General features: G+C 46.7%; 20 protein-coding genes and 6 tRNA genes. 4 read left to right on the top strand and 22 right to left on the bottom strand.

All coding sequences use genetic code 11. The features are described 5' to 3' along the window. Positions 1–8: 8 nt before the first annotated feature. Positions 9–848 (bottom strand): BglG family transcription antiterminator LicT, encoded by an 840-nt coding sequence (licT, locus tag WMO62_RS09215; protein ID WP_349144496.1) that lies wholly within the window; start codon positions 846–848, stop codon positions 9–11. Positions 849–1,305: 457 nt separating this feature from the next. Between licT and WMO62_RS09220 the strand changes: the two genes are divergently transcribed. Genes WMO62_RS09220 through WMO62_RS09235 form a run of 4 tightly spaced genes read left to right on the top strand, consistent with a single transcriptional unit; the run spans position 1,306 to position 4,643 of the window. After that, positions 1,306–1,647 (top strand): PTS lactose/cellobiose transporter subunit IIA, encoded by a 342-nt coding sequence (locus tag WMO62_RS09220; protein ID WP_117499932.1) that lies wholly within the window; start codon positions 1,306–1,308, stop codon positions 1,645–1,647. Beyond that, positions 1,640–3,061: a glycoside hydrolase family 1 protein gene (locus WMO62_RS09225; protein ID WP_349144497.1), complete on the top strand. Its 1,422-nt coding sequence runs from the start codon at positions 1,640–1,642 to the stop codon at positions 3,059–3,061. Before WMO62_RS09220 ends, WMO62_RS09225 begins: the two co-directional genes overlap by 8 nt. Then, positions 3,036–4,346, top strand: coding sequence for a PTS sugar transporter subunit IIC (locus tag WMO62_RS09230; RefSeq protein ID WP_349144498.1), 1,311 nt, complete (start codon positions 3,036–3,038; stop codon positions 4,344–4,346). Before WMO62_RS09225 ends, WMO62_RS09230 begins: the two co-directional genes overlap by 26 nt. A 3-nt stretch (positions 4,347–4,349) precedes the next feature. Further along, the gene (locus tag WMO62_RS09235) at positions 4,350–4,643 is read left to right on the top strand and encodes a PTS sugar transporter subunit IIB (RefSeq protein WP_349144499.1); all 294 of its coding nucleotides are present in this window, start codon (positions 4,350–4,352) and stop codon (positions 4,641–4,643) included. Between the two features lie 43 nt (positions 4,644–4,686). On the opposite strand, the gene WMO62_RS09240 is transcribed toward WMO62_RS09235, so the two are convergent. The 21 genes from WMO62_RS09240 to WMO62_RS09340 all read right to left on the bottom strand — a co-directional run bounded on the left by WMO62_RS09240 (position 4,687) and on the right by WMO62_RS09340 (position 18,836). After that, positions 4,687–5,331, bottom strand: a complete 645-nt coding sequence (locus WMO62_RS09240) for a nucleoside recognition protein (RefSeq protein ID WP_349144500.1) — start codon at positions 5,329–5,331, stop codon at positions 4,687–4,689. Between the two features lie 160 nt (positions 5,332–5,491). Then, positions 5,492–6,193: a tRNA (N6-threonylcarbamoyladenosine(37)-N6)-methyltransferase TrmO gene (gene tsaA, locus WMO62_RS09245; protein ID WP_349144501.1), complete on the bottom strand. Its 702-nt coding sequence runs from the start codon at positions 6,191–6,193 to the stop codon at positions 5,492–5,494. Further along, on the bottom strand, positions 6,165–6,902 hold the full coding sequence (locus tag WMO62_RS09250) for a tRNA1(Val) (adenine(37)-N6)-methyltransferase (protein ID WP_118627526.1): 738 nt from the start codon (positions 6,900–6,902) through the stop codon (positions 6,165–6,167). The genes tsaA and WMO62_RS09250 overlap by 29 nt, the downstream gene beginning before the upstream one ends. Beyond that, a complete protein-coding gene (rsmI, locus tag WMO62_RS09255; RefSeq protein WP_118440256.1) occupies positions 6,899–7,753 on the bottom strand; it encodes a 16S rRNA (cytidine(1402)-2'-O)-methyltransferase in 855 nt (284 codons plus the stop codon). The genes WMO62_RS09250 and rsmI overlap by 4 nt, the downstream gene beginning before the upstream one ends. Continuing rightward, positions 7,743–8,678, bottom strand: a complete 936-nt coding sequence (locus WMO62_RS09260) for a PSP1 domain-containing protein (RefSeq protein WP_117499924.1) — start codon at positions 8,676–8,678, stop codon at positions 7,743–7,745. Before WMO62_RS09260 ends, rsmI begins: the two co-directional genes overlap by 11 nt. Position 8,679: 1 nt before the next feature. Further along, positions 8,680–9,669, bottom strand: coding sequence for a DNA polymerase III subunit (locus WMO62_RS09265; RefSeq protein WP_118717849.1), 990 nt, complete (start codon positions 9,667–9,669; stop codon positions 8,680–8,682). 25 nt (positions 9,670–9,694) lie between these two features. Then, positions 9,695–10,288 carry a nucleoside/nucleotide kinase family protein gene (locus tag WMO62_RS09270; RefSeq protein ID WP_117499922.1) on the bottom strand — a complete coding sequence of 198 codons (594 nt, stop codon included), beginning with the start codon at positions 10,286–10,288 and terminating at the stop codon, positions 9,695–9,697. A gap of 3 nt (positions 10,289–10,291) precedes the next feature. After that, positions 10,292–11,731, bottom strand: a complete 1,440-nt coding sequence (locus tag WMO62_RS09275) for an aminotransferase class I/II-fold pyridoxal phosphate-dependent enzyme (protein WP_349144502.1) — start codon at positions 11,729–11,731, stop codon at positions 10,292–10,294. A gap of 4 nt (positions 11,732–11,735) precedes the next feature. Continuing rightward, entirely contained in the window at positions 11,736–12,080 is a 345-nt protein-coding gene (locus tag WMO62_RS09280) for a multidrug ABC transporter (RefSeq protein WP_147324698.1), read from the bottom strand. Beyond that, complete coding sequence (locus tag WMO62_RS09285; RefSeq protein WP_117499919.1) at positions 12,061–12,420, bottom strand: transporter; 360 nt, start codon at positions 12,418–12,420, stop codon at positions 12,061–12,063. Before WMO62_RS09285 ends, WMO62_RS09280 begins: the two co-directional genes overlap by 20 nt. Next, positions 12,420–13,409, bottom strand: coding sequence for a glycosyltransferase family 2 protein (locus tag WMO62_RS09290; RefSeq protein ID WP_117499918.1), 990 nt, complete (start codon positions 13,407–13,409; stop codon positions 12,420–12,422). Before WMO62_RS09290 ends, WMO62_RS09285 begins: the two co-directional genes overlap by 1 nt. 14 nt (positions 13,410–13,423) lie before the next feature. Next, positions 13,424–14,533, bottom strand: coding sequence for an ATP-grasp domain-containing protein (locus tag WMO62_RS09295; RefSeq protein WP_117499917.1), 1,110 nt, complete (start codon positions 14,531–14,533; stop codon positions 13,424–13,426). Positions 14,534–14,549: 16 nt separating this feature from the next. After that, positions 14,550–15,680: a dTDP-4-amino-4,6-dideoxygalactose transaminase gene (gene rffA / locus WMO62_RS09300; protein WP_118440241.1), complete on the bottom strand. Its 1,131-nt coding sequence runs from the start codon at positions 15,678–15,680 to the stop codon at positions 14,550–14,552. Between the two features lie 10 nt (positions 15,681–15,690). Then, a complete protein-coding gene (locus WMO62_RS09305) occupies positions 15,691–17,457 on the bottom strand; it encodes a hypothetical protein (protein ID WP_349144503.1) in 1,767 nt (588 codons plus the stop codon). Between the two features lie 17 nt (positions 17,458–17,474). Beyond that, positions 17,475–18,092, bottom strand: coding sequence for a cytidylate kinase-like family protein (locus tag WMO62_RS09310; RefSeq protein WP_349144504.1), 618 nt, complete (start codon positions 18,090–18,092; stop codon positions 17,475–17,477). A gap of 154 nt (positions 18,093–18,246) precedes the next feature. Continuing rightward, positions 18,247–18,319: transfer RNA gene (locus WMO62_RS09315), tRNA-Lys, on the bottom strand. A gap of 34 nt (positions 18,320–18,353) precedes the next feature. Further along, positions 18,354–18,426, bottom strand: a tRNA-Phe gene (locus WMO62_RS09320). A gap of 23 nt (positions 18,427–18,449) precedes the next feature. Next, positions 18,450–18,523, bottom strand: a tRNA-Met gene (locus WMO62_RS09325). 45 nt (positions 18,524–18,568) lie between these two features. Further along, positions 18,569–18,650: transfer RNA gene (locus WMO62_RS09330), tRNA-Tyr, on the bottom strand. A 4-nt stretch (positions 18,651–18,654) separates the two neighbouring features. Continuing rightward, a tRNA-Val gene (locus tag WMO62_RS09335) sits at positions 18,655–18,727 on the bottom strand. Between the two features lie 35 nt (positions 18,728–18,762). After that, a tRNA-Asp gene (locus WMO62_RS09340) sits at positions 18,763–18,836 on the bottom strand. Between the last annotated feature and the right edge of the window lie 136 nt (positions 18,837–18,972).

An 18,972-nucleotide genomic window follows, 5' to 3' on the forward strand; every position in this document is an offset into this window, starting at 1 on the left:
TCCTCCTGTTAATCAACGTGCATGGTCACACGTTTAATATGCACGGTCAGGTAGACTACCTCTTCTTCACTGATCGCCACCTTATAACATTCGCCCAGATGCTGTCGGATCATCTGCGCACATGCATAGCTCTTCTTGTATTGATCCCGGATCATATTCCGAAACAGAAAATCGTCATCATCCGGCATTTGTTTTGCCTGCAGCACCCGGGCTGCAAAGAATTTCAGATGCGTGATAAAACGTTCATAGTGAATCGATTCCTTGTCGATCTTAATAGAGAACTCCGATTCCACGATCGCGATAATATCATTGATCAGTCTGGGAATATCAAAGGTCACATCCATCTTCGTGTCATATTCCGCCGTGATAAAATGAAGAGCGATAAATGCCGCTTCATCCACGGGAAGCTCAATCCCCAGCATTTTTCTTAAAATGCTTAAGCTCTGCACACCCACCTTGAATTCAGACGGATAATACTGCTTGATCTCCCAGAGCAGCGGATTGGTGAACTGGATCTGATTCTTATATCTGTCAATCGCACCATCAATATGGTCGATCAGTGACAGATAGATGGTCTCCTTTAACCTTTCACCCAGCATGCTTTTGGCATACTCAATGATCTGATCTGCCGCCTTGATATGTTCCAGTGGGATGTCCTGGATAATATCCACCAGCTTCTGGTTTTCCCCGGCAGAATTGAGCCGGAAGACCTTTTCCACCTTTTCATTCTCAATGGGCATACCTGGCTTTCTCCCAAAACCAAGGCCGCGACCCATAACTATGATCTCTCTGTTCTGTTCATCCAGAGAAGTCACGATGTTATTATTCACGATCTTTATGATTTTCATTAAAATTTCCCCCGTGTCAGGCATACAGGCATTTTTCATAGTGGCCATCTACAAAATGATGTCGGGGTCAAAAGCCCCCGACTTTGATGCCTACGGATTGCTTCGTGCTACGCACTCCCACAATCCCTGGCATCATAAAATAAAAAAACCAACCGGAAAGAACGCTTCCGCTCTCTCTCAGTTGGTTTTGCCTGCTTTGCCAGTAACAATCCAAAAATATTTTCTTTTTGAAACCTTTAAAAGCATAACAAATATGTTTTTATACGTCAATTGATATATTTCACAAAAAAGCAGTCCTCATTTTATGCAATATACCATATAGTTTCTCACTGTTTCTGCTTCATGCCTTGACCCTTTCCCTGGAATAGTTTATAATTTTTTAATACTTAACCAATAGTCAGATTGTGGAGCGCAATCTGGCTGATTTATTGTAATGCAAAAGGAGGTGACACCCAACATGAACAAGGAAGAAACACAGATGATGGCATTTCAGCTGATCGGATTCGCCGGAGATGCCTTTTCTCATTTTTTCCAGGCGATTGACGCAGCAAAAAAAGCTGATTATGAAGAAGCCGAACGGTTGATCCAGGAAGGTAAAAAATCCATGAAGGAAGCCCATGATGCACAGACGGATCTCTTATCCGCAGAAGCAGACGGAAAGGATCTGGCTTACAGCATTCTAATGGTCCATGCGCAGGATCACCTGACCATGGCACTGATGTATGAAAGACTGGCTTCTGAGTTTATCTCTGTTTATAAAGAAATGAATGAACTGAAGGGAAAGCTTATCAATGAATAAAGAGTTTTTATGGGGCAGTGCTACTGCCGCTTATCAGTGCGAGGGCGGCTGGAAGGAAGGCGGCAAAGGCCTTTCTAACTGGGATGTATTCTGCCACAGTGAGAAGAACAGTGTCAATCCGGTGACCGGAGATGTGGCATGCGATTTTTATCATCACTATGAAGAGGATATCCGTATGCTGGCTGAAGGCGGACAGAATGCTTACCGTTTTTCTATTGCATGGACCCGGATCCTGCCGGATGGTACCGGTCGTAAGAGTCAGGAAGGCATTGACTTTTATCACCGTGTCATCGACACCTGCCGAAAATATCATGTAGAACCGCTAGTAACCCTCTATCACTATGATCTGCCGGAATCCATCTACGAAGCCGGTGGATGGGAAAACCGCAATATCGTAGAACAGTTCGTGGAGTATGCCCGGATCTGCTTTGAGGAATATGGACAGAAAGTGAATTACTGGGTCACCATCAATGAGCCGAACTACGAGACTCTCTGCTGTTATGGTTTTGGAAATTATCCGCCAAATGTCAAGGATCTTGGCAGACGCTGGAGAGCTATGCATCATATGCTGCTGGCAAGTGCCCGTGCCGTTGCAGTTTTCCGGGAATTAAAGCTCCCGGGAATGGTTGGTCTGGTCAGCGACAGTTATCCAATCGCAGTTCTGACTGACAATGAGGCACACAAAAAAGCAGCCCACATGGCTGATCTGTTCTTTAACCTCTGCGTCAATGACGTATGCGTCAAAGGTGCTTATCCTCAGGATTTTGTGGATCAGCTGAAAAAGGATGGCTATGATCTTTCTTATATGAAAGAAGAAGATCCCTCCATATTTGCAGATGGATGTGTTGACTACCTTGGTATCAATGCCTATAACCGTTATATTGCGGAACCGGCAGACGGTCCGGAGACCAATCTGGGTGTCAATAACACCGGTGATGGCAAGAAGACCAAATTCCAGATTGGAAACTGGTTCAGCCTCGGAGAAGACAGCGAGATGGAGAAGACCCCCTGGGGTATGGAGATCAATCCACGTTCCATCTATGATCTTCTGATGGATCTGAAGCGTCTTTATCCACAGATCCCTGTGATCATCACAGAAAATGGAGTGGGAAACTACGATGAAGTGGTAGATGGTCAGATCCACGACCAGTACCGTATTGCATATCTGGAAGGCTATGTAGACTGGATCGAGCGTGCTATGGAAGACGGATGTACCGTCCTCGGTTATTTTGTGTGGTCCACAATGGATGTCTACAGCTGGATCAACGGATATAAGAAGCGATACGGACTCGTATACATTGACTATGATAGCGATGACCTTGTAAGGATCCCCAAGGACAGCTATTATTGGTATAAAAACAAAATACAGAATAGGAGAAAAAGCTTCAATGGAAAAATTCACAGCATTTATTGAAAAACACATTGCTCCAATGGCGAATAAGCTGGGTAGAAATAAATATGTTGTTGCACTGCAGAATTCCTTCTTTGCAATGATCCCGTTTATCACCGTTGGTGCACTGGCACTGGTACTGATCAGTCCGCCTGCAGATTATACAACCATGGATCCTGGTGTTGCACGTTCCCTCATGCAGGGATGGCAGGCATTTGCTGATTTTACCGGCCCTACCTTTAACTTTATCAACATGGTAACCATGAACCTGCTTGCATTCTGGATCGCTCTTGGAATGGGTCTGAATCTGGCAAAACATCACAAGATGACTCCGGCTATGCCGATCCTGGTTACTACCATGTCCTTCCTGATCTGGGCTACTATGAACCCGGACGGAAGCCTGACCTTTGATTACCTTGGAGGAACTGGTCTGTTCGTTGCACTGGTTGCATCGATCCTGTCCTTCGAGCTGTACAGAACCCTGACTGAGAAAAAAGTCGGCCACATCGATCTGTCTGGTGCAGGAGTTCCGCCTGCACTGGCTGATTCCCTTGGAAACCTGCTCCCGGTTGTGATCATCTTCCTGATCTTCGGTGTATCTGGACAGATCATCATGAGCATCACCGGTGCTCCGCTGCCGGAGCTGATGACCATCCTCATGTCCCCGCTGCTCGGACTGGTAGACAGTATTGGAGGAATCATCTTCCTGGCTGTTCTTGTCATGATCCTGTGGTGGTTCGGTATCCATGATTCTGTTATCACCGGACCGCTGGATGTATTCCTTATGAGCAACTACAGCGCAAACATGGCTGCATTCGCTGCCGGAACTGCTGCTGTATCCCTGCCGTACATTGTAAATGAGCCGTTCTGGTGGACTTTCATGACCATCGGTGGAAGTGGTGCTACACTTGGTCTTGCTGTTCTGGCAGCAACCAGTAAATCCAAACAGATCAGAACCGTCGGAAGACTGGGACTGATCCCGGCGATCTTCAACATCAATGAGCCGTTGATCTTCGGTCTGCCGATCATGTACAACCCGACTCTGTTGATCCCGTTCGTAGTCGCTATGCCGCTCAACGGTGTCATCACTTACATCTGTATGGCTACCGGTATCGTATCCAAATCCTTCGCTTACGGCGGATGGAACATGCCGGCTCCATTTGGAGCATTTATCGCAACTCTGGATGTGAAAGCATTCATCCTTGCAATTGCTCTGATTGCCATTGATGCACTTATCTATCTGCCATTCTTCAAAGTATATGAGAAGCAGAAGCTTGCAGAAGAGACAGCTGTACCTACGGAGGAATAAAGCATGAATATCGTTATGTTATGTAACCTGGGAATGAGCACCGGTATGATGGTGAAGAAGTTGGAACAGGAAGCAGCTAAGAGAAATCTGGAGGCTACTATTCAAGCATATCCTATGGTAGAACTGGATGAGCATCTGGACGGAACCGATGCGATCCTCCTCGGACCGCAGATCCGTTTTGCACTGGATGACATCAAAAAACAGGCTGGTTCTATCCCAGTCATGGCAATCGCTCCGCAGGATTTTGGCACCATGAACGCTGCCAAAGTTCTGGACGAACTGATGAAACTGATGTAAGTAAATACTGATTCGTTCTGAAAGATCCTCCGGCTGACAACTGTCAGCCGGAGGATCTTTTTTGCATGAATAGACAGAAGATCACGCCCACCCCGGTACTGACCATGGTTGCCACAATGGCCGGTCCTATGATCGCAGCAGGGTCCACACTGCCATACTGACTCCGATAAGCGATGATATTGACCGGGATCAGCTGAAGCGAGGAAATATTCAGGACCAGAAACGTACACATCTCGTCACTTGCCGTACCTGGTGGAACCACTCTGGACCGCGGTCTCATGACTCCTTCCTTTACAGGGCTAATATCCTCTCTGTGCCGGTCCTCTTCCAGTGCTGACAATTCTTCCATAGCTTTTAAGCCCGCCGGAGTTGCTGCCCAGCCAAGCCCCAGTACGTTCGCAATACAATTGACAGCAATCTGCTCCAGAGCCGGATGTTCTTCTGGAATCCCCGGAAACAGACACCGAAGTGCCGGTCGGATCCCTCTTGTCATGCGTCCGATCAGTCCCGACGCACTTCCCACCTGCATCAGTCCCATCCAGAACGACAGGATTCCCAGCATGGTAATACACAGTGATACCGCTTCCTTGGCGGAATCCAGTGCTGCCTGCGTCACTGCCGGGATTGTTCCGTGAAATGTTCCGTAGATAATCGCCATCAGCATCATTCCTGCCCACAATGCATTCATAAAAATACTCCCATAACACTGTTATTAACAGCTTACGGGAGTATCCACATAGTTATACATATATTTTGTATTATTTTCCACTGTCAAAAATCCGTTTTCAACAGCATTTTGTGGGTTTTCCACACTATCCACACAGTTATCCACAATTACTTGTTTATTACTATCCAAGCGGCACTACATCTTCCACTGTCAGCAGGTCTCCAACCACTTTGAATTTCACATCAAACCCGGCAAAGGAGACCCCATAGAGACGCTCCGGATCCTGTACATAGGCCGGTCTTGGATCCTGAGAGAGCACGCCGATTACTGCTTTTCGCTTCTCTTCCGGGTAGCGGCTCAGAAGCTCTTCCGGAAATTCCACCTGCAATGTATGCACCTTTGTCTGACTGGTATATCCTTCGGATGCTTCCGGGTGACAGTCTGACACCGGAATGTATGGCTTCATATCATAGATTGGTGTTCCATCCATCAGATCTGCTCCCGCCACATAAAGCTTCGGTCCTTTCTCCGTCTGCTCCACACGAAGCAGACGCACGCAGGAAAGCCCGATATCATTAGGTCGGAAAGGAGATCGGGTGGCAAATACACCCAGACGTACTTTACCTCCAAGCCGCGGCGGTTTGACCGTGGCAGACCAGTGTTCTTTTTTTGACTCCGAGAATTTCCACAGCAGCCAGATATGACTGAACTGCTCGATTCCCCGGATAATCTCCGGATTCCGATATTCCGGTTCAAATGTGATCTCTCCTGTCAGTCCCTCCACCAGACCGCTCTGTCTGGGGATTCCGAATTTATCAGGGAAATCCGTATGAATATGCGCAATAATCTTCATTCTAGTATCCATAGATATCATAAATCTCATCCATATATTTTCCAGGTTCTTTATATATGATCAGCGGCTTCTCCACCGTGATCCGTGGGCGCCCGCCCTTCACAGCCTCCAGTAAAACCATATTTGGCTCACGATCCACATACGGGTAGACCAGCTGCATCCGCTTGGGTTCCAGACCATGGGCACATAAGCCCGTCATGATCTCTGCCAGGCGAAATGGTCGATGCACCATATAAAACCGGCCGCCCGGCATCAGAAGTCCTGCAGCCTGGGATATCACATCCTCCAGCGTACACAATACCTCGTGTCTTGCGATAGCCTTCGGCTGATCTGGATTCTGTAATCCATGCTGTGCTGTCATATACGGCGGATTACTGGTCACCACATGACAGGAAGCAGCACCGAAGATCTGCACTGCCTCCTTAATATCTCCATTTACAATGTGAACCCGTTCCTGAAGATCATTGAGCTGGACACTGCGTGATGCCATATCCGCACTCTCCGGCTGGATCTCCAATCCAGTAAAGGATGCGCCCTTGCTTCTTGCTTCCAGCAGGATCGGTATGATCCCCGTACCGGTTCCAAGATCCACGACCCGTTCTCCTGGCTTTACCTTTGCAAACCCGGACAACAATACCGCATCCATTCCAAAACAGAAACGGCCGGGATCCTGTATGATCTTGTATCCATTTCTCTGCAAGTCATCCAATCGTTCTCCCGGCTTCAATTCTATATTCATATTTCCTCCAATAATGCCTGATAGATCTCTCTTTTTCCGACGCCCCGGTCCTTAGCCACACGTTTCATGGCTTCCTTCCGGTCCAGTCCCTGATCTTCATAGACCTTCATATGCTCCTGAAGGGACATTTCCTTCCAGGCATCCTGTGCTTCTTTTTCCTTTTCCTGGCGGGAACACCCCTGCAACACCAGCACATATTCTCCGCGGGGCTCATTTTGCTCATAATAAGCAATAGCCTGCTCCAGAGAAAACTCCTGTCCAGTCTCATGCTTCTTGGTCAGCTCCCGGCAGATTGTGAGATTCCGGTTGCCCAGATTCTCCAGAAGCTCCTTCAATGTCTTCTGAAGTCTGTGCGGAGCCTCATAGATCACTGTAGTCCTGGTCTCATCCTTCAATTCCTCCAGCACTGCTTTTCTCTCTTTTTTATCCGTAGGGAGAAATGCTTCAAAGCAGAATCTTCTGGTAGACTGTCCGGAGATCACCAGCGCAGTCACACAGGCACAGGCTCCCGGTAGTGCAGTCACCGGCACGCCTGCATCTCTGCACATACGCACAAGTTCCTCTCCCGGGTCAGAGATGCCTGGCATCCCTGCATCAGTGATCAAGGCCACATTCTGTCCTTCCAGCATCTGACGCACCAGGATCCGTCCCTTTTCTATTTTGTTATATTCATGATAACTGGTCATGGGAGTATGGATGTCAAAATGATTCAAAAGCTTGATACTGTTTCTCGTATCCTCCGCTGCGATCACATCCACCTCATTCAATGTCCGCACCACCCGGTAAGTCATATCTTCCAGATTACCGATGGGAGTTGCACACAGATACAATGTTCCGGTCTTATTTGTCATTTAACTTGGATTTTCCTTCTTTTTTCTCCAGCGCTTCCAGTTCCTTCAGCTCTTTGTCCTGGAAATCATGTCCGTGGTTCTGATTCTTTCCGCCCTTTTCTTTCTTGCGTCTTGGCTTGAATCTCAGTTCTTCCACTTTGTATTCACGGATCTCTTTTTCCTCATTTTCCAGAGTAACGATCACTTTAACCAGCTGACGGAGCACATTCACCGAGCTTACTTCTCCCTTACTTCCATCACGGGCAGTCACATAATCACCAATGCCCGGCAGACGGCTGTTCAGATCCTCGTAGGTCTCCTGCTCATGCTTGAGACAGCACATGAGTCGCCCGCACACACCGGAGATCTTGGTCGGATTCAGAGACAGATTCTGCTCCTTTGCCATCTTGATCGATACCGGCAGGAACTCCGACTGATGGGTATTGCAGCACAGCGGTCTTCCGCAGATGCCGATGCCGCCCAGGATCTTGGTCTCATCACGGACACCGATCTGCCGAAGCTCAATACGGGTCTTGAACACAGATGCCAGATCTTTCACCAGTTCACGGAAATCAATTCTTCCGTCAGCGGTAAAGTAAAACAGCACTTTGTTATTATCAAAAGTGTACTCTGTATCGATGAGCTTCATCTCCAGCCCATGCTTCTTGATCTTTTCCTTGCAGATCTTAAATGCTTCTTTTTCTTTTTCCTTATTGGCTGCTGCCTGCTGGTCATCCTGCTCTGTTGCCATACGGATTACCGGCTTCAGTGGCTGCACTACACGGTCATCCTCTACATCACGGTTGCCAACCACCACATAACCATATTCCACACCGCGGGCGGTCTCCACGATCACATGGTCTCCACGGTTGATCTTCAGCTTTCCCGGCGAAAAGTAGTAGATCTTTCCAGCCTGACGAAAACGAACGCCTATTACCTTTATCATATCAGTTCTCCTTCATTGTCAGGAGAAGCAGTTCCATGGCCATATCAAAGTTTACATTTGCATTGAGCCTTACCTTTGCTTTCTCCAGCGCTTTAATAATACATTCCAGTCCTTCGTAGGAGCTGTCTTTTGCCTTGTCACGGATGCTGTTCAGTTCGTTGGAAAATACCAGATTATTTGCATCACAGGTTGCCTTGAACATGAGCACGTCCCGATACCATACGGTCAGAAGATCCAGATAATCCTGAATGTCCATCTTGTATGTATTGATCTTCTTAAGATCCTCCACCAGGTCGGAGGGTTCCATCTCAGAAATATATTTTACCATATGAAGTGCATGCTCAAGCATCTCTCCGAAGCTGTCAGACAAAGCCAGACGCTTTGCTTTTCCTACATTTCCCTGTGAAAATGCGGCGCAGATGTCTGCACGATAATCAGGGATCTGCAGTTCTTCCATCAGATACTGACGGATCAGTGGCAGCGGCACCGGCTTCATGGTCAATGTCACACAGCGGGACTTGATCGTCGGCAGCAGCATGCCTTCATTGGCGGTCAGCAGCATAATGATCGCATAGGCAGGCGGCTCCTCAATGGTCTTCAACAGAGCATTCTGTGCCTGCTGGGTCAGTTTCTCCGCTTCATCAATAATATATATTTTATATGGACTGCTATACGGTTTGATCTGAATATCCCCGTTTACCTGTCCGCGGATATCGTCTACGCTGATGCTTCCCGGCTTCTCATGGGTCACATAGATAATGTCCGGCTGATTGCCGCTCTCTGCCTGTATGCAGGAGTGACATTTCCCACATGGTTCAGATCCATGGGCTTCACACTGCAGCGTTCTGGCAAATATACCGGCCAGCATCTTCTTGCCTGATCCTTTCTCGCCTGCCAGAAGATACGCATGAGATACTTTATTTGCTTCGATGGCACTCTTCATGTGCGCAATCGTCTGTTCATGTCCTAATACATCAGAAAATCCCGGCATATTTCCACCTCCTCGTTATATTGTATCATATTAAAATGGCTTTTTGAATGAAAAGTTTAATCTCTTCAAGGCATGCGTTCATGTCTTTATTTTCAAATCGTCTGGTGATTCCGGCATTTTTAAGATTTTCTTCGGAAAAATCCTTCGCGTCTGCCAGAAATCTCCTGCACAGCTCTTCGTATCCCGGATGCTCCTGGGTCCGTTCCCTCTCGACAGCACGGATCAGACGCGTCCCGTCCTCCACTTCAATATAGACAGGGATCATCTTCTCACGGCCAAAATACTGGCACATGGCATTCCAGGCTTCCAGTGTACCGATCAAGCAGTAAGATTCCCTCTCCAGATTCATCTGTTCTTCCCACACCGTAAAGTATTTCCATACACCATAGACCGTATCATATGCCCGGATCTCGATCACCCGGTCTTCTTCCTGAAGACGTGCAAGTCCGGCTTCATCTGTAAAATGGTATTCCACACCTTCCTGCTCCCCTTCCCGCATAGGGCGGGTCGTGTAGGGGATCAGCTTCCGAAGTCCCAGTGACTTGTCTTCCATCAGATTTTTATAAATTGTATCTTTTCCTGAAGAGCTCTTTCCCATCAGGCATATGATCTTACCCATTTGTTATCCTCTCTCATTTATAACTTTTGCAGTCACTGAACACAGTACCTTGACTGCCCCCTCGTTAAATCCTTCCACCACAAGACCATCTGCAGCACATGCTTCCAGCCGTTCAATGATCGCTCTGCTCACCCGTTCACCCGGCGTCAGTACCGGAATCCCCGGTGGATAAGGCGTCACAAAACCAGCACTTATGGAACCTTCTGCCTCATATAATGACATCCACATGGACGGCTGCTCCTGCGCCTGTCCCATGGAAATGACCTGCTCTGTGGAGATCACTCGATCCTGCTGCGACACCAGCCGTCTGGACTTTTCCTGAACCTTGGATGCTTCCGTTCCCAGATCCGCATCAATCGCCAGCAGTGCCTGTCCGAACCGTTTCAGTTCATCCTCACCATCTGCCACAGTAGTGATCGCACACACATAGGTCAGCGCCGCCATCTCCAATTCAATATGATAGTTCTGCCGCAGGCGGTCGCTTAAGTTTTCTCCGGCCATGGAAGTATGCCGTACAGAGATCAGGATCTTACTCCTGTCCATCCCCGGCACTTCCAGCAGTTCCAGATGCTTCATGGATCCCAACATTTCCCGGAAATCTTTTAACCGTCCGCAAAAATCCTCAAATGCCTGTCTGTGTTCCCGCACCCAGTCCATGCACAGGTCCATACTGCTCATCAGAATATAAGAAGGACTGCTGGACTGGTAGACTGTCAGATAATACCGAAGCCGCTCCCTGTCGATCCGATTCCCATTAAAATGAATGAGCGCCGTCTGTGTAAGCGATGGCAACGTCTTATGAAGGCTGTGGATCACCACATCTGCTCCCGCTGTCACAGAATCCTCCGGAAACTGTTCCGAAAATGGAAAATGTGCCCCATGCGCTTCATCCACGATCAGCGGAATGCCTTTTTTGTGAGTGATTTCTGCGATTTTTCGCACATCAGACACCACACCGTCATAAGTAGGCGAAGTGATCATCACTGCCTGGATCGAAGGATCCTGCTCAAGCATCTTTTCCACATCTGCCGGGTCAATGGCTCCATTTATCCCCAGATCCCCCGTAGACTGTGGATAAAGATATTTGACATTAAGATCCCGCAGCATCACACCGTGATAAGCAGATTTATGACTGTTTCTTGCCAGAAGGATCGTTCCTCCCCGGCTTACACAGCCGCTGATGGCCGTCAGTATTCCGCAGGTACTTCCATTTACCAGATAATGCGTCTCCTCTGAATGATAAAGCTCTGCCGCCTGTTCCTGCACATGTTTCAGCACTCCTTCCGCATGATGCAGATTGTCAGTGCCCTCAATTTCAGTTATATCAATAAAAAACGGATCGCCCATCTCCCCGGCACCAAGTCTTCTCTTGTGACCCGGCATATGCATGGGAAGATAGTCAGAATCCGCATAATTTCTTAGTGTTTTTACTAATTCACTCATAGACCTACAACGAAAATACGATGATACCAATGACTGTGATCACAATAGAAAGAATCGTTCTCTTTGTGGGACGCTCCCCTAAGATACTCGCCGCCAGAAGAGTCACCCAGATGATTCCGGTAGCCTCGATCATGGGTGTTACCTTCAGCTCGATTCCCCGATAGGCAAATACATTCAGAACTGTCGTTCCGAACAGCAGTCCATATCCAAGGATCACTCTCCAGTTCAGAAATTTGGTAATAATGTTCTTATGTTCTGTCTCTGCTGACTGTTTCAGGAGAATCTGTGATGCTGATGCCACAAACACTGCCAGAAATGCCAGAATATAACTAATGTTCATCCATTCCATGCAAACTGATCCCCGCTATAATAATGATGCTTCCGATAATATTCGGAATCGTGACTTTCTCTCCAAACAATATGACTGACCATGCCAGGATCAGAATATATAAGATTCCTTTCCGCAGATATGCAGTGGTAAGCGGCAGCCATTCCAGTAAAAACTGCCACATGATCGCAAAGACACCCAGGCATCCAACTGCCAGCACATAAAAGATGATAAATTCTTTGGACATGGTCTCATAGGTGCCAGCGTATTTGATAAATACAGAACTTAAGCTCTGGATAACCAATGACACGGCAAGAAGACCCATGACCTTGCCACGGGATGGTTTTTTCTCTTCCTGCATCAGAAAATCTCCTCTCCCCGGTTCACTTCCCGGTCTATATCCACATCGCACTCAGCGCTGGCAGATACATTGTACATTGCCTTAATGACATACTGTGGCTCCCGGTTCATTCCCAGGAACATTCTTCCCAGATACTCACCGATCATGCCAAGGAACATAAAGTTCAGTCCGAAGAAAAATGTGATGGCACACATCAGAGATGGCCAGCCCATAGACATATCCGGCCGCATGAATTTCATTAAAAATACCACGATTGCCATGATAAAGCCCACACCAGCAAAGAAAAATCCTGCAATAGATGCCATACGCAACGGAATTACAGAAAATCCAAGTACGCTGGACCACAAGCGGATCAATTGTCCCAGTGTATAACCGGATTCCCCGACTTCTCTTTCAAAATGTCTGATCGGAACGCTGGCAATATTCTGTGTGCAGCGCATAAACAGTCCCAACAGATACGTATAGGAGCCCTTATACTGGATCGCATAATCTCTTACAAATTTCCGAACTAAAAAATAGCTGGAAGTCCGCACATCCTTCGGTTTGTTGATCATCATATTGATCGTCAGGTCATTGAATTTACTTCCCAGATTTCGAAACCAGTTATGTTTTTTCTCCGGGTAATAGCCATAGACCAGATCATAGCCCTGATCAAAGGTCTCGAACAGCTTGCCCAGCTGAGACGGATGGGTCTGTCCATCATCATCCATTCCGATGATCACATCTCCATCTGCATGACGCAAAGCTGCCATCAGTGCATTGTGCTGACCAGAATTTCTGGCAAGATCGATGACCTTCACATCCCGATGTTCTGCTGCCATTTTCCGCAGCACCTGTATCGTCTTTCCCCCATCCGGGGAACAATCATTGACCAGTACAAATTCCACATTTGCCCTTCCAAGTCTTACCATCTCTTCTCTGGTCTGATCCACCACATGCTCAATGGTCTGATCTGAACGATAACAGGGAATAACTACCGAATAAAGCATTCTGCTCCTCTTTTCTAACTCAATTCTTTGACTGTAATATAATATCCCAGTCTGGTGGAGCTGTCAGATACATGCCCCAGATGGGACAGATCCAGCTCACTGATCCGGTAGATCTCCTCCGGATGTTCTTTCTCATACTGTTTCATCTCTTCCACATCATCCATCGTGAAGAGGAAACGGATCCGTGCTTCTTTCGGACCGGTCTTTGGCACGATCTTCGGCTCTTTTCCACATGCCACATCCACGATCATTTCCATAAAATCATAACCGGTGGACAGCGGCACCAGATCAGAACCGATACAGTCTCCGCCCATACGGGAACCGATCTCAATGATCCGCACATCCCCTTCCGGCGTGATCCGAAATTCTCCGTGAGAAGCACCGTCTGTGATCTTCAGTGCATCCAGCGCCGGATACATGACAGAACGAACCTTTTTAAGCATCTCTTCTGACAGACCACTGGGCTGTACATGTCCGGTCTCAATAAAATGCGGAGCACCTGTGGTATATTTCTTCGTCACCGCCAGGTTGGTATGTGTTCCATGATAAGAGATGGTCTCATAACTGTACTCATCTCCCTCAATATATTCTTCCACAATGGCTTTCTTTTCAAAAGACTGCTCCACTGCTTCTTTGATCGCTTCTTCCAGCTGGTCATAAGCCGTAATCTTGGTAATCGCTCTGCTTCCGGAACGGTCTGTTGGTTTTACAATAACCGGGAGCTCCATCTCCATCAGTTCCGGTATCACCCGATCCACCTTGTAGAATTTCGGTGTGGGAAGTCCCGCTTTCAGAAATGCGCTTCTCATAGCATATTTATTCGTGGACAGTTCAATGCATTCCGGTGTATTTCCCGGAAGTCCTAAGCCTGCTGCCACTTTGCTGACGGTAATATTCGCAAGATCCGATGCGATGGTTGCCACTGCATCCGGTTTGATCTCTCTGCATTTTTCCAGGATCTCATCGATCTCCACAATGCTGACCGGATAAAAATGGTCCGCGGTCCGCTCACCGATGGAACCATCCTGCCATGCAAATACATGGGTCTCGAATCCCATCTCCTTTGCTTTCAGGATCAGCTGATTCTGAAAATCATTTGCTCCAATAATAACTATTTTTTTCATATACTGCCTCGTATTATTATTTATAGAAATTGAGCACCTGCTCTGCAATATAACGAACCTGCTCTTCTTTCAGACCATAGAACAGCGGAAGTCTTGCCAGACGCTCGCTCTCTTTGGTAGTATAGACATCTTCTCCATGGAACCGTCCAAATTTCTGTCCAGCCGGTGCGCTGTGCAGCGGAATATAATGGAAGACAGCCTGTACTTCATGCTCCTTCAGATAACTGATCAGTGCTGTACGCTCTTCCAGATCCTTTGCTTTGATATAGAACATATGGGCATTGTGTGTACAATGCTCCGGAATATGCGGAAGCTCGATCTTACCTGCATCTGCCAGTGGCTTCAGCAGTTCATAATAGAGATTCCAGCTATTCATACGATCATCAAAGATCATATCAGCCGCATCTAACTGTGCCATCAGATAGGCGGCATTCATGTCACCCGGCAGATAGGAAGAACCTGCATCTACCCAAGTGTATTTATCGATCTGACCGCGGAAGAATTTCGCACGATTGGTTCCCTTTTCACGGATGATTTCTGCCCGCTCCACATCTTCTGGATTCTTGATCAGCAGTGCACCGCCTTCACCCATACTGTAATTCTTGGTCTCATGGAAAGAGAGACATCCATAATCACCGATTGTTCCCAGAGCTTTTCCTCTATAAGTACTTAAAATTCCCTGCGCTGCATCTTCAATGACGATCAGATTATATTTTTTTGCCAGCTCCATGATCTTATCCATCTCACAGCTCACACCGGCATAATGAACCGGCACGATCGCTTTGGTCTTCTCTGTGATGGCTGCCTCGATCTTATTTTCATCAATATTCATAGTATCTGGACGGATATCTACAAATACCGGAACTGCTCCACGAAGTACAAATGCATCTGCCGTCGATACGAAGGTATAGGATGGCATGATCACCTCATCCCCTTCTTTGATATCAGCCAGCAGTGCTGCCATCTCGGTGGCATGCGTGCAGGAAGTCGTCAGAAGCGCTTTTGACGTCCCTGTCTTCTCCTCCAGCCATGCATTGCAGCGTTTGGTAAATGGTCCATCACCACAGATCTTATGATTCTTCTCTACTGCTTCTGCCACATATTTCAGTTCAGTTCCCACATAGGGCGGTACATTAAAATCAATCATTTTCTTCTCCTTACCGACGCAGTAATACCAATCCGCGTCTCATCATCATAGGTTCATATCCTTTATTAAGAAAAGCAGTCCCGAATTCTGTATCAAGAATACTTTCATAATAATCATAACAATAGATCACTGTCGGCTGTTTTTCCGGTCTCACCTCATAATATGTGAAGATCAACGGATCTGTCTCCAGTGTTTCCCATGTAGAATAGGCTGCACACTCTGCTTCTGTATTAAGATACATCCACGGTGCAATGCCCACCACAAATAATTTATCCTCTCTGGTCAGCTGCAGGTCTTCCATATCCTGCATTACATCTTCATAAAGAAAACTGTTCTCTTCTGAGGTATGAATTCCTTTTAACGGACCTTCTTCTGCTGCCACTGTCAGCTTTGGAAGCTTCTCATCTCCCCATACATAAGTCACACGCTGCCAGATCCCGCCTACAAACTGTACCGCGATCAGTACCGCCAGTACGGTTCCACATACAGCACTATATTTATGTGATTCTTGCATCAAAGCTGTATCATATCCATTCGGCTGCTTTACTGGCCAGCTCTCTTTAGCTGCCTGCATATGCTGTCCGATCAGCACCAGTGATGCCGCTGATGGAATCATACAGGATGCTGACATGGTCAGGATTCCTGTATTGGTTGCAAAATGCGCCAGTAAAGTATAGAACACACCTGGCAGAAACCACCCATAGAACACATAGCGGTCTTTCTTTTCTGATGTTACATATGCCAGCAATCCTACAAAGGTCAGCGGAACCAGCATATAGTTGATACCAACCATCTCCCAGCAGAATCCATAATAAATAATGTATCCACCGGCTGCAACTGCCTCAGTGATCATATAAAGCGCTCCAGAGACCTGTTTTCCGGCTTTCCTGGCAATCAGATATACAACCGACAGAATAGCTGTCAGATAAACCAGCCCTGTATAATACCGATGGATCCGGATAAAGTATTTCGCCAGCTTCTCCCAGAACGACTTCTGCCGCTCTGTATCCATCACAATATATTCAAAACATTCCAGGATCTCATCCAGGGTTCCTCTGGAAAATACGAACCAGACAAACACTAAAAGGATCAGAAATGCTCCTACACCCATAAAAAAGTAGGTTCTGATCTTCAGCGCATCGGGAATCCTCTGCTGACACTGCTTCCAGCTGTTCTTTGTGTGATGACTCCAGACTGCAGAACCCACACAGATCACTCCATACAGTAAAAACAGAATCACTACATACGGATTTGCCAGCACAGCTCCTGCGGTAAACATTCCGCACAGAATACACATGGGCACAGACAGATTCTCACTGCCCGCCAATGTCACCAGCACCAACAGTACAAAACCAAATGCCAGTGTATTATACGACATGCTGTTAATATTATACGGCGTTGTCACAAAATAGAATAATGCCGGAAGGATACGAATCCAACCGAATCGCTTCAGTCTGCAGAAACACCACACAGACACCAGTGCCTGAAATACCAGATATGCCATTCTAAAGATCAGTATAATTCCTTCGTTGGAATTATGAACCAGACGGATCAGCCAGTAGATCGGATAGGTAATCAATGCAAATAACTGCACATTATTCCACTCGTCCACCAGCATGGCATCCCCCTGGAAAAAACGATACACCGTGCTGATGTAAAAAATCTCATCATTTTTATTGAATCCAAAGAACTGTCTCCATGCAAACAGGCAGAATAAAACTGCCAGACAGACTGCATAGATTGCAGTTTCCTTTTTTATATGGATATTATGCCCCATTCAGGAAATCCTTTCCACTATTCAGTCAGCTCCAGTACCTGCTGAATTGCTTTTACACAACCCTCTATACCGATCAGACCGCTGTTCAGACACAGATCATAATTGGAAGCCATGCCCCATTCCTGATCTGTATAATATTTATAATGATTTGCACGGGCTTTATCTTTTTTCTTTAAGACTTCCGGTGCTTCCTCTCTGGTAATGTTAAAGTATTTCTCTGCACGTTCGATCTTGCTCTCATTATCTGCAAAAATGAATACATTAAGACAGTCTTCTCTCTCTCTTAAAATGTAATCTGCACATCTTCCAACGATCACACATGGTCCTTTATCAGCCAGTTCTTTGATAATACGATTTTGTGTAAAATAGATCTCATCCTGCAATGTCACACCGTTGTTGGTTGAAAATACATTATTGGCAAATGAAAGACTGCTGGCGATATTAAATAACAGACTGCCTGTCATTCTCTCACCTTTCTCAGCTACAAAACTCTGTGCAAATCCACTTTCCTTTGCAACCATATCGATCAGCTTCTCATCGTAACACGGAACACCCATTGCTTTTGCCAGGTTCTCTCCGATATATCTTCCACCACTTCCGTACTGTCTGCTAATGGTAACTATCTTTTTTTTCATATGATCCTTACCTCCCTGAGTCTAAAGATAGTTCTATTCTACCCTATTTTGCTGGTTTTGTCACCCTTTCAGCCCGTTTGTTAAGGTAAAAATAAGATTTTTGGAAATAAAAAAATCGCCACCTAACGCAATGTTAAATGGCGATTCATATTCATGAGGCATCGGGGATTCGAACCCCGGACAACTTGATTAAAAGTCAAGTGCTCTACCGACTGAGCTAATACCCCATTCTTTGCAGCAAGATCACACTTACATACAAAGTGCCCAGAGCCGGAATCGAACCAGCGACACGAGGATTTTCAGTCCTCTGCTCTACCAACTGAGCTATCTGGGCATTTGAGTAAATTATTACTCGAGTTGCGGGGGCAGGATTTGAACCTACGACCTTCGGGTTATGAGCCCGACGAGCTTCCAGACTGCTCCACCCCGCGACGTTATTAACTTGTTGATACTGTGGATAAATGTCTTATCTACAATGGATGGAGGTGGATTCGAACCACCGAAGCAATTTGCAGCAGATTTACAGTCTGTCCCCTTTGGCCACTCGGGAATCCATCCATAATGGGACCTATAGGGCTCGAACCTATGACCCTCTGCTTGTAAGGCAGATGCTCTCCCAGCTGAGCTAAGATCCCATTTATTAAATTGTTTTGAAACTTTTCAGCTTCAGCGACCCGGATGGGGTTCGAACCCACGACCTCCGCCGTGACAGGGCGGCGCTCTAACCAGCTGAGCCACCGGGCCATCAGAAGATATTATACCTTCAAAACTGCATACAGTCAAATACTAAATCCATCTTTTTAAAACCTATCCTAAACCATCTTGGTTAAGCCCTCGACCTATTAGTAACAGTCAGCTCCATGCATTACTGCACTTCCAC

This window comes from Hominiventricola aquisgranensis (assembly GCF_040096225.1).
GTDB lineage: Bacteria > Bacillota > Clostridia > Lachnospirales > Lachnospiraceae > Hominiventricola > Hominiventricola aquisgranensis.

Excerpts from the sequence above, each read along its gene's own strand:
- licT (WP_349144496.1), bottom strand. The coding sequence starts at position 848 with ATGAAAATCATAAAGATCGTGAATAATAACATCGTGACTTCTCTGGAT.
- WMO62_RS09220 (WP_117499932.1), top strand. The coding sequence starts at position 1,306 with ATGAACAAGGAAGAAACACAGATGATGGCATTTCAGCTGATCGGATTC.
- WMO62_RS09225 (WP_349144497.1), top strand. The coding sequence starts at position 1,640 with ATGAATAAAGAGTTTTTATGGGGCAGTGCTACTGCCGCTTATCAGTGC.
- WMO62_RS09230 (WP_349144498.1), top strand. The coding sequence starts at position 3,036 with ATGGAAAAATTCACAGCATTTATTGAAAAACACATTGCTCCAATGGCG.
- WMO62_RS09235 (WP_349144499.1), top strand. The coding sequence starts at position 4,350 with ATGAATATCGTTATGTTATGTAACCTGGGAATGAGCACCGGTATGATG.
- WMO62_RS09240 (WP_349144500.1), bottom strand. The coding sequence starts at position 5,331 with ATGAATGCATTGTGGGCAGGAATGATGCTGATGGCGATTATCTACGGA.
- tsaA (WP_349144501.1), bottom strand. The coding sequence starts at position 6,193 with ATGAGATTTATGATATCTATGGATACTAGAATGAAGATTATTGCGCAT.
- WMO62_RS09250 (WP_118627526.1), bottom strand. The coding sequence starts at position 6,902 with ATGAATATAGAATTGAAGCCGGGAGAACGATTGGATGACTTGCAGAGA.
- rsmI (WP_118440256.1), bottom strand. The coding sequence starts at position 7,753 with ATGACAAATAAGACCGGAACATTGTATCTGTGTGCAACTCCCATCGGT.
- WMO62_RS09260 (WP_117499924.1), bottom strand. The coding sequence starts at position 8,678 with ATGATAAAGGTAATAGGCGTTCGTTTTCGTCAGGCTGGAAAGATCTAC.
- WMO62_RS09265 (WP_118717849.1), bottom strand. The coding sequence starts at position 9,669 with ATGCCGGGATTTTCTGATGTATTAGGACATGAACAGACGATTGCGCAC.
- WMO62_RS09270 (WP_117499922.1), bottom strand. The coding sequence starts at position 10,288 with ATGGGTAAGATCATATGCCTGATGGGAAAGAGCTCTTCAGGAAAAGAT.
- WMO62_RS09275 (WP_349144502.1), bottom strand. The coding sequence starts at position 11,731 with ATGAGTGAATTAGTAAAAACACTAAGAAATTATGCGGATTCTGACTAT.
- WMO62_RS09280 (WP_147324698.1), bottom strand. The coding sequence starts at position 12,080 with ATGGAATGGATGAACATTAGTTATATTCTGGCATTTCTGGCAGTGTTT.
- WMO62_RS09285 (WP_117499919.1), bottom strand. The coding sequence starts at position 12,420 with ATGCAGGAAGAGAAAAAACCATCCCGTGGCAAGGTCATGGGTCTTCTT.
- WMO62_RS09290 (WP_117499918.1), bottom strand. The coding sequence starts at position 13,409 with ATGCTTTATTCGGTAGTTATTCCCTGTTATCGTTCAGATCAGACCATT.
- WMO62_RS09295 (WP_117499917.1), bottom strand. The coding sequence starts at position 14,533 with ATGAAAAAAATAGTTATTATTGGAGCAAATGATTTTCAGAATCAGCTG.
- rffA (WP_118440241.1), bottom strand. The coding sequence starts at position 15,680 with ATGATTGATTTTAATGTACCGCCCTATGTGGGAACTGAACTGAAATAT.
- WMO62_RS09305 (WP_349144503.1), bottom strand. The coding sequence starts at position 17,457 with ATGGGGCATAATATCCATATAAAAAAGGAAACTGCAATCTATGCAGTC.
- WMO62_RS09310 (WP_349144504.1), bottom strand. The coding sequence starts at position 18,092 with ATGAAAAAAAAGATAGTTACCATTAGCAGACAGTACGGAAGTGGTGGA.